The 13,635-nt window shown below is 61.6% G+C and carries 9 protein-coding genes, 1 tRNA gene and 1 pseudogene; 7 read left to right on the plus strand and 4 right to left on the minus strand.

Annotation, left to right across the window (positions count from 1 at the left end; all coding sequences use genetic code 11):
• Positions 1 to 12 precede the first annotated feature (12 nt).
• From AX768_RS06815 to AX768_RS06830, 4 genes and pseudogenes are all read left to right on the plus strand, one after another.
• Positions 13 to 1,230 carry a CaiB/BaiF CoA transferase family protein gene (locus AX768_RS06815; protein ID WP_061999323.1) on the plus strand — a complete coding sequence of 406 codons (1,218 nt, stop codon included), beginning with the start codon at positions 13 to 15 and terminating at the stop codon, positions 1,228 to 1,230.
• A gap of 139 nt (positions 1,231 to 1,369) precedes the next feature.
• A complete protein-coding gene (locus AX768_RS06820; protein WP_231941334.1) occupies positions 1,370 to 2,188 on the plus strand; it encodes an amidohydrolase family protein in 819 nt (272 codons plus the stop codon).
• A 60-nt stretch (positions 2,189 to 2,248) separates the two neighbouring features.
• Positions 2,249 to 3,613 carry a short-chain fatty acid transporter gene (locus tag AX768_RS06825; RefSeq protein ID WP_061999324.1) on the plus strand — a complete coding sequence of 455 codons (1,365 nt, stop codon included), beginning with the start codon at positions 2,249 to 2,251 and terminating at the stop codon, positions 3,611 to 3,613.
• A 45-nt stretch (positions 3,614 to 3,658) separates the two neighbouring features.
• Positions 3,659 to 5,118, plus strand: a pseudogene (locus AX768_RS06830) (MmgE/PrpD family protein).
• A gap of 212 nt (positions 5,119 to 5,330) precedes the next feature.
• Here the strand turns inward: AX768_RS06830 and AX768_RS06835 are convergent.
• Positions 5,331 to 6,287: a hypothetical protein gene (locus AX768_RS06835; protein WP_061999325.1), complete on the minus strand. Its 957-nt coding sequence runs from the start codon at positions 6,285 to 6,287 to the stop codon at positions 5,331 to 5,333.
• Positions 6,288 to 6,511: 224 nt separating this feature from the next.
• Complete coding sequence (locus AX768_RS06840) at positions 6,512 to 7,453, minus strand: glycosyltransferase family 9 protein (RefSeq protein WP_231941335.1); 942 nt, start codon at positions 7,451 to 7,453, stop codon at positions 6,512 to 6,514.
• A 479-nt stretch (positions 7,454 to 7,932) separates the two neighbouring features.
• On the opposite strand from AX768_RS06840, the gene AX768_RS06845 reads away from it, so the two are divergent.
• The 3 genes from AX768_RS06845 to AX768_RS06855 all read left to right on the plus strand — a co-directional run bounded on the left by AX768_RS06845 (position 7,933) and on the right by AX768_RS06855 (position 10,734).
• The gene (locus AX768_RS06845) at positions 7,933 to 9,225 is read left to right on the plus strand and encodes an MFS transporter (RefSeq protein ID WP_061999326.1); all 1,293 of its coding nucleotides are present in this window, start codon (positions 7,933 to 7,935) and stop codon (positions 9,223 to 9,225) included.
• Between the two features lie 168 nt (positions 9,226 to 9,393).
• Positions 9,394 to 9,470 (plus strand) — tRNA-Asp (locus tag AX768_RS06850).
• A 163-nt stretch (positions 9,471 to 9,633) separates the two neighbouring features.
• A complete protein-coding gene (locus AX768_RS06855; protein ID WP_082778766.1) occupies positions 9,634 to 10,734 on the plus strand; it encodes a LacI family DNA-binding transcriptional regulator in 1,101 nt (366 codons plus the stop codon).
• Between the two features lie 44 nt (positions 10,735 to 10,778).
• On the opposite strand, the gene AX768_RS06860 is transcribed toward AX768_RS06855, so the two are convergent.
• A complete protein-coding gene (locus AX768_RS06860) occupies positions 10,779 to 12,572 on the minus strand; it encodes an IlvD/Edd family dehydratase (protein WP_061999327.1) in 1,794 nt (597 codons plus the stop codon).
• A gap of 50 nt (positions 12,573 to 12,622) precedes the next feature.
• A complete protein-coding gene (locus AX768_RS06865) occupies positions 12,623 to 13,570 on the minus strand; it encodes a 2-hydroxyacid dehydrogenase (protein ID WP_061999328.1) in 948 nt (315 codons plus the stop codon).
• Positions 13,571 to 13,635: the final 65 nt, after the last annotated feature.

A 13,635-nucleotide genomic window follows, 5' to 3' on the forward strand; every position in this document is an offset into this window, starting at 1 on the left:
ATGGAGCCACACATGGAACATTCGCCTCACGCAGCCACGACCGGCACGACAGGCCCGCTATCGGGAATTCGCGTGCTCGACTTGAGCGCTTACATTGCAGGTCCGTACGGATGCACACTGCTCGCGGACCAGGGCGCCGATGTCGTCAAGATCGAACCGCCTGCTGGCGACAATCTGCGCAAATATCCGTCCACCCTCGAAGCCGAAAGTCGCGCTTTCCTGGGTGTGAACCGTGGCAAGCGCGGTCTGGTCCTTGACCTGAAGCAAGCAGAGGCACTCAACGTGCTGATGCAACTCGTCAAAACCGCCGATGTGCTGGTGCACAACTTCCGCCCCAACGTGCCGCCGCGTCTCGGCATTGCATTCGAACAGCTTCGCCAGATCAATCCGCGGCTGATCTATTGCGCAGTCACCGGCTACGGCGAGACCGGCCCGAAGAAGGACAAGGCCGGTTATGACCAGGTCCTGCAAACGATGAGCGGAATGTGTGCACTGCAAGGCCCGAGCGAAGGGCCGCCGGAAATCCTTTACGGCTCGGTGGTTGACTACTACGCTGCGGCGCTCGTCGCCGCGGGCGTGTCTTCCGCGCTTTTCGAGCGCGGGCGTACCGGCGAGGGACAGTACGTTGGTGTATCGCTGCTGCGCAGCGCGCTCACGATGCAATCAGCGCGGATGATCTGGGCCGACAGCGAACCGAAAGACGTTGGCCGCGATATGCGTTCGGGCGGCATCACAGGCATCCATCCGACTCGCGAAGGCTACCTGTATATCTCGGCGAACACGCCACACTTCTGGCAGGCACTGTGTGAGAAAACCGGGCTCGGCGCACTTGCAGAAAACGAACGCTACGACTCGGTGCGCAAGCGCGCGATGCATCGTGATGAAATCGTACCGAAATTGCACCAGGCGCTGACAGCGCGTAGCGCGCTGGAATGGGAAGCGCTGTTCGGCGACGCGGTGCCGTGCTCGGCCGCGCGCACCATCGAAGACATGTTCGACGATCCGCAGGTGCTTGCGGAGGACATGGTGGCCACCTACGACTATCCCGGCGTCGGACGTTACCGCGGCTTTCAGCATCCGATCCGTTTCGGCGATAAAGCAGGAGACGCGACAGCGCACACGCCGCAAGCCGCTCCTGCATTCGGCCAGCATTCGGATGCGGTGCTGCGCGACGCAGGTCTGAGCGATGACGAAATCGCGGCGCTGCGTGCGAAACGCGCGGTGCTGTAGGGAGAGAGTGCAGCGCGGTGTGAGTGACAGGGCGGCACGCCCGACATATAAAACGGAGACGATGATGAATTCGCAGTCGCGTAAAGATAACGCGCAACCCGCCGGGCGCCGACCCCCTGCAGGCGCGTGCGATTCGCACATGCACGTGTACGACCGCCGCTTCCTCGCGGATGGCGCAAGCCAGGCGAACTTCCCGGATCGCGCGAGCGCTGCGGATTATCTCGAGGTACAGCGGCAGACCGGCACGACCCGCACCGTAGTCGTAACGCCGCGCAATTATGGCTCCGACAACCGCGTCACGCTGGATGCAATCCAGGCGCTTGGCCGCGAACGAACGCGCGGTGTCGGCGTGCTGACGCCCGAAGTGACGGACGCACAACTCGAACAACTTCACAATGGCGGCGTTCGGGGTATCCGTTTCACGCTTTACACCCCGGCCAATGCCGCCGTCCGCTTCGATATGGTCGAGCCACTCGCGCAACGCATCGCGGAACTCGGCTGGCACGTGCAACTGCACTGGACCGCTGCGCAGATCGTCGAGCACCGGGCGATGCTTGCACGCCTGCCATCGGCAATCGTGTTCGATCATCTCGCGCGTCTGCCATTACCCGACGGTGCTTCACATCCCGCGTTCAATATCGTGCGTGATCTGGCCGAATCGGGTCGCGTCTGGGTCAAGCTCTCCGGACCGTATCTCGACTCTTGCGTGGGGCTCGCCGATGACTATGCCGATACTGCACCGATCGCACGTGCATGGATTGGCGCGCTGCCCGATCGCGTCGTCTGGGGCAGCGACTGGCCGCACGTGACAGAGTCACACAAGCCCGATGACACGCGACTGCTCGATCTGCTCGATACATGGACCGAGGATACTGCGGTCAGCGACCGCATCCTGGTGGACAACGCAGCCGCGCTGTATGACTTTCCGAATCAAGAGGATCCGGTATCAAAAGCCTGAGTCTTCCATTTCCCAGCGCCCAAAGAACGCGCGACCTACAAAAAATCAAGAGATAAAACGATGAAACCTGCTGCCGCAACACCCATCGAGCGCAAGACGCGTTTCACCGAAGCGACGGTCAGGCTTTTCGAACGGATCATCCCCGACCCGTTTGTCCTCGCGATCCTGATTACCGCCGCGGTCGCGTTATTGTCGGCGGCATTCGGGCCGCGTGCGTCGGCCTCGCACCTGATCGGGGGTTGGTACAAGGGCTTCTTCGACATCCTGACGTTCGCGTTCCAGATCACGCTGGTGCTCGTGACAGGACACGCGTTTGCGCACGCGCCGCTCGTTCAGCGCATGTTCAAGGCGCTGGTCTCGGTCGCGCGCACGCCGGTCCAGGCGGCGGCGCTTACGTTTTTGCTCGTCGCGGTCGCATCGTTCTGCAACTGGGGCCTGGGGCTCGTCATCAGCGCATTGCTGGCGCGCGAAGTCGCGAAGCGCATGCGTGTCGACTTTGCATGGATCGTTGCGGCGGGTTTTTCGGGCTGGGTCGTTTGGGCAACGGGCATGTCAGGCTCGATCGCGCTCGCGCAGTCCACGGCCGGCAGTTCGATGAACGTCGTGCAGAAGCTGACCGGACAAGTGCTGCCGTTGAGCAGCACCGTGTTCACGCGCTTCAACCTCGTGCCGACGATCATCATGCTCGTCGCAATGCCATTTGTGTTTGCGTGGCTCAAGCCATCCGCCGAGGATTCGGTGGTGCTCGACATGACGAAGCATCCTGACGCGCCGAAGCGGGAACGACCGGCCGGCCCGCTCAGCTTCGCGCGCTGGATCGAATATTCCTGGATCGGCAGCGCATTCATCGGTGTGGCGGGCATCGCGTTTTTCGTGTTGGCGCGCATCGAGAACCTGCCGTTTTCAGGCGTGAACGGCGTGATCTTCGTCATGTTCATAGGCGGCGTGATCCTGCATGGGTATCCGCTCGCGTACGCCGATGCTGTCAAGAACGCTGCAAAGCAGACTGGCTCCATGATGCTCCAGTACCCGCTTTACGGCGGGATCATGGGAATGATGGACGCGACCGGATTGCCCGATGTAATTTCGCATTTCTTCATCGCGATTTCGAATGCACACACGCTGCCGTTCTGGAGCTACGTGTGCTCGTTGATCGTCACGTTCTTCATTCCAAGCGGCGGCGGTCACTGGGCTGTGCAAGGACCGTTCGTCGTGCCTGCAGCCATCGCGCTGCATGCGTCGGTGCCGGCAACGACAATGGCCGTCGCCATGGGCGAACAAGTGTCGAACATGTTGCAGCCATTCTGGGCTGCGCCGGTGGTCGCGATGGCCGGCATCGGCGTGCAGCGTGTGCTCGGCTATACCGCGGTGACGTTTGTGGTGGGCGCACTGGTGTACGGCGCTGCGTTACTGCTGCTGGTGTAGTGCAACACCGCACAGTGGGTCATAACAAATAACAGGAGACGATGCATGCATCGCCGTCATTTCATCAAATCGCTTGGCGCGCTTGCGGTCAGCGGCACCGCGCTGCAATCGTCGTTTGCCGCTGGTGCGCCGGCCGCCACCTCGATCGCGGAGCAGCTCGCTGCTTACACGGCAGCACTGCGCTACGAGGACCTCGATGAACAGACCATCGAAGCTGTCAGGACGCACCTGGCCGACGCGCTCGGATGCGGCGTTGCGGCGCTAGGCGAAGGGCCGGTGACAATCGCGCGCAAGGTCGCCCTCGCCGGTGCGGGCGATGCTGCGGGGTCGACTGTACTCGGCACGTCGCGTCGCACCTCGCCGGATCTTGCGACCTTCGCCAACGGAGCCGCGATTCGCTACTACGACCTGAACGATGTCTATGCGGGCAAGGAGATCGGCCATCCGAGCGACAACGTGTCGGCCTGTCTCGCTCAGGCAGAGGCGGAACACGCAAATGGACGCGACCTGATCCTCGCGATCGTCATAGCGTACGAAATCGATTGCCGCTTGATGGACGCGGCATCGCTCAGTTCGCGCGGCTGGGACCATCCGATCTACAGCCTGCCCGCCGCGGCGCTCGGGGCAGGCAAGCTGATGAAGCTTTCGGCAGCGCAGCTCGCGCAGGCAGTCAGCCTTGCAATCAACGGCCATCTCGCGCTGAACCAGACGCGGGTGCAGACCATGTCGAACTGGAAGGGGCTCGCCGATGCCGACGCCGCGCGCAACGGCGTATTCTCCGCCGCACTGGCGCGGGAAGGCCTGACTGGACCCGCTCCCATCTTCGAGGGCGATGCCGGATTCTTCAAGCAGGTGTCCGGGCCGTTCACCATCGACACGAGTACTTTTGGCGGCAGGGGCCGCCCTTTTCGCATCAACGATTGCTCGGTCAAGTTCTACCCGTCACAGGCGCTCACGCAGACAGCCATTGCGGCAGGCATAGACGTGGCGAAGCAGGTCGGGAATCTGTCGCGTGTGACGAATGTCGAGATCCGGACCTCCCATGAAGGTTACTTCTCAGCGGGTATGACCCTCAAAAATGGACGCCCGACACCAGCGAGACCGCCGATCACAGTCTCCCGTACGTGACTGCAAGAGCCATGTTCGATGGCGACATCAGCCACGCGAGCTTTAGCGACAAAGCGCTGCACGATCCGGCTATCCGCGCGTTCATGCAGAAGATCAAGGTCGTGGAAGATCCGGTTCTGACGAAGCTGTACCCGAAGTACTACGCGACGATCGTGACAGCGACTTGCGACGATGGACGCACTTTCACGCGACGCGTCGATGATATTCCCGGCTTCGCCACGCGACCGATGCGGCGGCACGACTTTGAATTGAAGTTCCGCAAAAACGTGGCATCGCAGATTGGCGACGCGCGCACTCAAGAGGCACTGCAAATGTTCTGGACCCTTGAGAAGCAGGGGAATATCTCGCAATTGTTCACGCCGTTTGCGGTGCTTTAAATCCATGAACGACCTTCAGGCGCGCGCGACACTGGCGCAACCTGGCCGCAACAGCATGCGCCGAAAGACAGCATTGGTTTGGGCGTCGCTCCCTCGTACCGGACGCATGGTTGAGCAGAACCGGCGGCACGGCGAGGAAGGCCGACGACGCAATTCAGACGCTCGCGGTCACCAAACTCGCCTGAAGAGACTCCAAGCCTTCCGCGATGTCCTTAAGGCTTCGAGTAGATGTCGCTGATGTTGGCGAACGACTGGGTTTCGCGGCGGAAGGTGAGCCGCTCGGTAGCACGTCTGCGTGCAATCAATCTCGCCGTGTCCGCGCGCCGGCTCGCAGTCACGCTGACACCTGCTGCAGGCGCGATGATCGCGGGTTCGCCGGCAGGCGTACCGGTTTGTGCCACCGCGCGCAGCAGCATGTCGCGCGCTTCCGAATCCGAGACGTCGCTGGCCAAAGCATCGCCCGCGGCTCGAAGCACGCACGGTGTATCGCCGGCTTTTTCGCATGCGCGTGCAAGACCCATCGCCGCATCCCGCGCAAGTTCGCGCTGGATCAACTCGTTCGTGATCTGACGGACGTCGCCGCGTTTGCTTTCACTGGCTGGCAGCATCGAAAGGCGCGTGCGGGCGTCGCGCAATTCGCCACGCACCATGGAGAGCCTGGCGGCATCGACGGTGCCTGCCAGATCGAGCGACGCGGCCTTGGTGCTGAAAGGCGCGTCGATAAGCCGATCGGGCGCAAGGTGCGGAATGCTGTCCTGCGCGACAGCTTCTGTCAGTTCCGAGTCGCCACGCCCGGGAGTCGGGCCGAAGGCAAGGTACAAACCGCCGGCCAGCAGCGCGACGAGGGCCGCGCCAATCCCCGCGCGCCTGAGTGCACGGCCGGACCCGCTTCCCGTCGCGACCGGTGCGCCTTCCTCATACAGTTCAGGCTCTTCGACGCTTGGGTAGGCCGAGTCCATCGAGGCGCGCTTTTGCGCGAAGCGGTCAGGGAGGGTGGCTTCATCGGCGGCGCTCAGGACGGCTGTTCCTGCGGCGGCCGTGCCGGACAAATGCGGCTCGATTGTCGCGCCGCTTGCGGACACGCCGTTGCAGCGCGTGCAGGCGGTATCGGACGAGGGCAGCGGATTACCGCACGTCAGGCAGTAGTCGGAAGGATCTGTGTTGGGCACGGTCGGGTCGCATCAGAAGACAAAAGCAAATCGCTCGAAACAGATAGTAACGGTTTGCGGCGGACGGCGAACGTTCGCCTGAAGCAGGATCAATGCCGAGTGTGCTCAGGCGCACACACCGCTCGCAGGCGGGCGTCCCGTCGGAAGGGCCACGCAAGGACCGGCAGCCTCATGTAGGAATCGACCGGACTTTTGAAATTTCGTCGCGTCGATCGTAAGACAAATCATCGAAGCGTCTCGACCTCCAGTTGCGCGACGCTCGCCCGCGACTCGTGCCTTTCCACCTCCTCCACACGATGCACCCCAAGCGTCTGCCGGCGCACGATCCTGTCGAATCCAGCGAGCACGCGGGCGCAGGTCAGCGTATGACGCCACCATTTGTTCTTCAGGAATGCGCTCGGCACCCATTGCCACGGCAGCACCACTTCGACATTACCCCAGGCCGGCCGCCATTTTTCCGACACATTCCTGCGCCGGAACACACTCACAGACGGAATGCCGAGATTCGACGCAAGATGCCCGATGCCGGAATCGTTGCCGATAAACCAGCCTGACTCATACACGTAGCCCGCGAGCTCGCTCAGGTCGTGGATCCTGGGCGCGGCGATACCTTGCTGGCGCAGGTCCCGCCAGCGTTCCCGTTCGTGAGGCGCCAGGATGAACACGACTTCCAGACCGCGTGCTTTCAGTTGCGATGCGACTTTCATGAATCGGGCCGGCAACCAGCGCTTGTCGCCGGTGCTGGCTTCCGGATGGATGATGACGCGGTTTGCATGGCGCCTGTGCACGAGCCCCTTGAGCGCTGTCATGCCGTTGTGCGATGTCGCGCCGCTGATGCCGAGCTCGTCGCGGCAGTAATGCATGAATCGCTCGGCCATGGAGCCTTGCCTGTTTCCATACTCCACGTCGTGCAGCGTAATCACGCGATCATGCATGTCGGTGAGCGTTGGCAGCGGCTGCTCGGGCTGCATCTGGAATACGGCTTCGAACTGGGCGAACGTTTCCTTGATCTTGCTGACGTGCGGCAGCGGCAAGATCCGCGCATCCGGAAACCACGCGCGCAGTGCATGGGCCGGCGCGCCGAACACAGTTACGTCGATGCCATTCCTGATCAGGTTCTGCACGATCACCATGCAGACGAGCGAATCGCCGATCGCGTTCGACATGGAGAATGCCACGCGCCGAAAGGGCAGAAGGCCACGTAACGGCGTTAAAGCCATCGGGTTTCGCTTGTAAGAGTGTTCACGCTGCCTGAATGCCTGGATGCATGGTTGAGCTGAGAGGGCGGTTCGATTGCACGCATTGAACGCGTTTTGATCCCGGCCGGACCAACATGATAAGCGCCATTGAGAAATTGCTCACGGGTGAGCGCCGGACCAATGCCAAAAGCCGGCGAATCAACCAATATTGTTCGATGAAAATCACGACTTTCGCGAGTCACTCACACTACTCGGGTTGGTGGCAACGCTGAAACCGGGGCCGGTTAGCGGTAAAGGATAGGTGTTGCAGGCTTTCGGGTTGTAAGACGTATATCGGTGAACACCCTTAAGCGCGCAGCCATCTGTGCAAACGAACGCGCTTAACAGGTAGCATGTGACGGCTAGCTGACAAAAAAATTACCTGGCATACAGGAGGAGACAAAAGCATGCGCAAGATGCGTTGGATGGTTGTATTTCTTTGCTTCCTTGCTATCGCGATCAACTACATCGATCGTGCAAATCTGGCGGTAGCAGCGCCACAGATAGAGAAGGCCCTCAATATTGGTCCCGCGCAAATGGGGCTCGTGCTGAGCGGATTTTTCTGGACCTACGCTTTCATGCAGATGCCGTTCGGCTGGTTCGTCGACAAGATCGGCGGACGTATTGCATTGCCGCTCGCGGTGGGATGGTGGTCCGTATTCACCGCACTGACCGCGGCGGCCACGAGCGTAGCGGGCATGTTCGGCTGCCGGCTGATGCTCGGCGTAGGCGAGGCGGGCGCTTATCCGGCGTGCGTGAAACTCGTCGCGCAATGGTTCAAGCCCGCGCAGCGCGCGTTTGCAACCAGCATCTTCGATAGCGGTTCGCGTGTCGGCGCGGCGCTCTCCATTCCGGTGGTGGCGCTGATCATCAGCAGCTTCGGCTGGGAAGCGTCGTTCATCGCAACAGGCGCGCTCGGAATCGTGTGGGTGCTGGGCTGGTTCGTCCTCTATCGCAATCCCTCGCGCGGTGACCTGACAGGCGAGGAAGGCGCGGAACCCGTGGTTCAACCGAAAGCAACGGGCAAGAAGATCACCTGGTTGTCGCTCTTCAGGCACCGGACGCTGTGGGGCATGATGCTCGGCTTCTTCTGCCTGAACTTCGTGATCTACTTCTTCATCACATGGTTCCCGAGTTATCTCGTTCAGACACGCGGGTTCTCGTTGAAGTCGCTTGGCACGCTCGGCATGATTCCCGCGCTGATATCGATCCCGGGCGGCTGGCTCGGCGGCATTGTCTCCGATGGCCTTTACAAGCGCGGCTGGAGCCTCACCAAGGCGCGCAAGACCTGCATGGTCGGCGGCATGTTGTTGTCGTCGGTGATCACGGTGTCCGCGTTCACCACGAGCACGGCATTGATGCTGGCGTCGTTCGGCATCGCTTATGGAAGCCTGGCGTTTGCAGCGGCAAGCATCTGGTCGCTGCCCGGCGATGTCGCGCCAACGCCGGATCATGTCGCATCGATTGGCGGCATACAGAACTTTGCCTCGAATCTCGCGGGCATCGTCATTACCACCTTCACCGGTTTCATGGTGCAGCTCACCAAGGGCTCGTTCACTGTGCCGCTTGTCGTTGCTGGCGGTTTTTGCGTGCTTGGCGCGTTCAGTTATCTGGTGATCGTGGGCAAGGTCGAGCCGTTGCATTTACCCGATGACCCGCCGCAGGATGTCGCAGCCACGCAAGGTGCCGGCGGCCACTGAAACGCTCATTTCTATCCCGATATAAAAATCTTCGCGCCGCCGGAAATTTCGTTATATACTTCGTCCCCGATTGATCGAAACGGTTGTCGCGCAAGGCTGGCAGAGGTGTCGTTAAACTCTTCGGCATGTCGTTTTCCGATTCGAATCAAGCGGTAAGCAGCACAAAATGGAGTGGTAGTTCAGTTGGTTAGAATACCGGCCTGTCACGCCGGGGGTCGCGGGTTCGAGTCCCGTCCGCTCCGCCAATATCGTGGTTCAAGCAGCATCAAAGCAAACTTCATAGCCCGCACGCAGCGGGCTTTTTGCTTTTCAGTTTTCCCATGGGTCGGCAACTTAGTGGACGCATCGCGATTTGCAGCGAATCGTCATCCAGTATCATTAACGAACCCCGTTAATGACTTAAGCACGATGCCCGACGACCACACGCCTCCGACTTCCGCGCCGCCTCGCATGGCCGATGTAGCGCGCATTGCCGGGGTCTCCAAGATGACCGTATCGCGCGTGCTCGCCGGCAGGCCGGTGGCCGCCGCCACCCGCGAACGCGTGCTCAACGTGGTCAACGAACTGGGGTATGTGGCGGACGCGGCGGCGGGTGCCTTGTCGTCAGGGAAATCATCGTTTGTAGCGGTGCTCGTGCCGTCGCTGTCGAGTTCGAATTTTTCCGATACCGTGCGTGGCATCAACGACGTGATCGAACCGGCCGGCATGCAATTGCTGCTGGCCAACACCGACTACGAATTGCCGCGCGAGGAAGAGCTCGTGCGCGCCATGCTGCGTTATCAGCCGCGCTGCATCGTGCTGACGGGCAGCCATCACAACGAAGAGACGCATTCGCTGCTTGCCCGGGCGCGCATTCCGGTGATCGAAACATGGGACATGCCGGTCGATCCTATCGACCGGGTCGTGGGCTTCTCGAATGTCGATGCATCGCGCGCGATGGTGCGCCATCTCTACGAACGCGGCTATAAGCGCATCGCGTTCGTGAGCAGCGCGTCGAAGCTGGATAGCCGCGGTATCGATCGGCGTCGCGGGTATCTGAAGGAGGTGAGGGCGGCCGGTTGCGAACCGCGCGACATCACCAAAAGCGCATGGACCACGACCATGGCGCACGGCGTTGCAATGGCGCATGGTGCGGCCGCGTTGCAGCAGTTGCTCGAACGCTGGCCCGACACCGACGCCGTCATGTGCGCAAGCGACATCCACGCGTTTGGCGCGGTGATGGCGTGTCATCGGCTGGGGTTGGCGGTCCCGGGGGATATCGCGATTGCGGGCTTCGGGGACTTCGAGGTCTCGCGGCATTGCTATCCGACCATCACGACCGTTTCAGTCGATGCCTATGGGATTGGCCGCGCCACCGGCGAGTCCTTGCTCACGGCACTGGACGAAGTGGAAGGCGATGAAAAGCTCGACAAGACGCGCGGCGTGAAAACGACCGCTGCGACCAGGCGCAAGCCGTCTCCACCCGTCATCGAAATTCACTACGAAGTCGTGCCGCGCGAGAGCACCTAGTGCTCCCGCGTGGCATGAACGAAGCTGGGCGCTTAGTGGTTGTCTTAGTGGTTATGCCGCGACTCGCCCCGCGTTTCGACAATGTTGAGATACAACGTCGCCGGCTCCAGGCATGCGCCGCTGCCTTGCTGCCCGACCATGCTTCTGTAGATCTCTTCCCACGGCGTCATGTTCTTAAGTACGGGCGGCTTCCATGCCGCACGACGCTGCGCGAGTTCGGCCTCGGGGATCATGAGGTCGACCTTGCGCGTCTTCAAATCGATGCGAATCCTGTCACCCGATACGAGCAATGCAAGGCCACCGCCAACGGCTGCTTCCGGCGAGACATTGAGAATCGAAGGGCTCGCCGATGTCCCGCTCTGACGACCATCGCCGAGCGTTGGCAGTGTGTCGATACCGCGCTTGAGTAACGCTGCCGGCGGCTGCATGTTCACCACTTCGGCGCCCCCAGGGAAGCCGACTGGCCCGCAATTGCGGATGACGAGGATCGAACGTTCATCGACACCCGTTGCCGGGTCTTCAATACGCGCGTGATAGTCCTCCGGACCTTCGAACACGACGACCTTCCCCTCGAACACGTCGGGATGATCGGGATCGGCGAGAAAGCGCTTGCGGAAGGCTTCGTCGATCACGCTGACCTTCATCACGGCGCTGTCGAAGAGGTTGCCCGAGAGCACCACGTAACCCGCCGATTCCTTCAACGGGTTTTCATAGGCACGGATGACCTCGCGGTCAGGCACGGGGACCGTGGCCAGATCTTCGCCCAGCGTCTTGCCGGTCACGGTACGCACGGAGGCGTCGAGACGGCCGGCATCGAACAGTTCTTTCATCACCGCCGGCACGCCGCCCGCGCGATGAAACGCTTCGCCCAGGAACCGTCCCGCCGGCTGGCAATCGACCAGCAGCGGCACCTCGGGCCCAAGCCGCTGCCAGTCTTCCAGCGTATGGTCGATACCCATGTGCCGCGCAATCGCGATCATGTGGATCGGACAATTCGATGACGCGCCGAGCGCCGCCGCCGCGACGACCGCGTTCTCGAAAGCGCCCTTGGTCATGATGTCCGAAGGCCGCAGGTTTTCGGCGACCATCTCCACGATCCGCTTGCCGGTCGCATAAGCCATCCAGCCACGCTCGCGATGCGGACCCGGGATCGCCGCGCAGCCGGGCAGCGACATGCCGAGCGCTTCGGCGAGCGAGTTCATGGAAAGCGCGGTGCCCATGGTGTTGCAATGCCCGACCGACGGCGCCGACGACGCCACCATATCCATGAATCCCGGATAGTCGATCTCACCCGCCGACAGACGTTTGCGCGCGTCCCAGATCACCGTGCCGGAGCCTGCGAGCTTGCCGTGATACCAGCCGTCGAGCATCGGGCCGCCGGACAGGACGATCGCCGGAATGTTGACCGTGGCCGCAGCCATCAGGCATGCGGGCGTGGTTTTATCGCAGCCGGTGGTAAGCACGACGCCATCGATGGGATAGCCGTGCAGGATCTCCACGAGCCCGAGATAAGCGAGGTTGCGATCGAGCGCGGCGGTCGGACGCTTGCCGGTTTCCTGGATCGGATGCACCGGAAATTCGAGCGGAATGCCGCCGGCGTCGCGGATGCCATCGCGCACGCGGGTGGCGAGTTCGATGTGATGACGATTGCACGGCGCGAGATCGGAACCCGTCTGCGCGATACCGATGATCGGCTTGCCCGACTGCAGCTCTTCGCGCGTGATGCCATAGTTCATATAGCGCTCGAGATACAGCGCGGTCATGCCGGGGTCGGAGGGATCATCGAACCAGCGGCGGCTGCGAAGACGGTTTTGCGGGGTGTTCGATTGATTCGACATGCTTGTCTGTCCGTTTTATTTGTATGGGGAGTCAGTGATTCGTTCTAGGTTCAACGCGTGGAAAACTCGGTCACGAGCGGCGCGCCACTGAAGAAGGCCTTCAAGTTCTCACGCACCAGTTGCGCCATCGCACTGCGCGTTTCGACGGTTGCGCTGGAGCGGTGCGGCTGCAGCACGACGTTGTCCAGCGTGAAAAAACGCGGATCGATTGAAGGCTCGTTCCAGAATACATCCAGCGCGGCGCCGCGAATACGGCGTTCGTTCAGATATTCGAGCAACACGGGTTCGTCGACAATACTTCCACGCGCGATGTTCACCAGAATGCCATCGGGTCCGAGCGCGTCGAACACATCGCGGCTTACCGATCCCTGGCTCTGCTTGTCCGCCGCCGCACAGATCACGAGGAAATCCGATTCGCGCGCCAGGGCCACGGCGCTGTCGCAATACGTGTAGCCGACATCGTCGAACTGGACGCGATCGTGATACGCAATGGACATGTCGAACGCAGCGGCCCGCTTCGCCAGTGCGCGTCCTACACGGCCGAGTCCGAGAACGCCAAGGCGCTTGCCGAACATGCGCGTGGCGAGCGGAATTGCGGCCTTGCCCCATTGAGCGTCGCGCACGAGGCGATCGTTCGCCGGGATCTGGCGCGCAATCGAAAGCATCAGGCCGATGCCCATGTCGGCGACATCGCCAGTCAGCACATCGGGCGTATTGGTCACGCGAATGCCGCGTTTTGCCGCGTGTGCGAGATCGATCGCATCGACTCCGACGCCGTACGACACGATGATCTCGAGCGCCGGCAACGCATCGATCAACTCGGCGCTTGCGCCGGCTTCGCCGTTGGTGGCGAGCGCGCGAATGCGGGAACCGACTTCAGCTAGCAATGCACCTCGATTGGCGCAATCCGACAGGACGTGCAGCGTGAAATGACGTTCGAGTTCCGCCATATCACGCTCCGGATACCGGGCGACTACCAGTAAATCCGTCTTGTGCATGCCATCTCCTCATGTTAGATTCGTTTAATGGTTACCGGTAACCATACCTCACGATGAAACGCGTG

Source organism: Burkholderia sp. PAMC 28687, assembly GCF_001577465.1.
GTDB lineage: Bacteria > Pseudomonadota > Gammaproteobacteria > Burkholderiales > Burkholderiaceae > Caballeronia.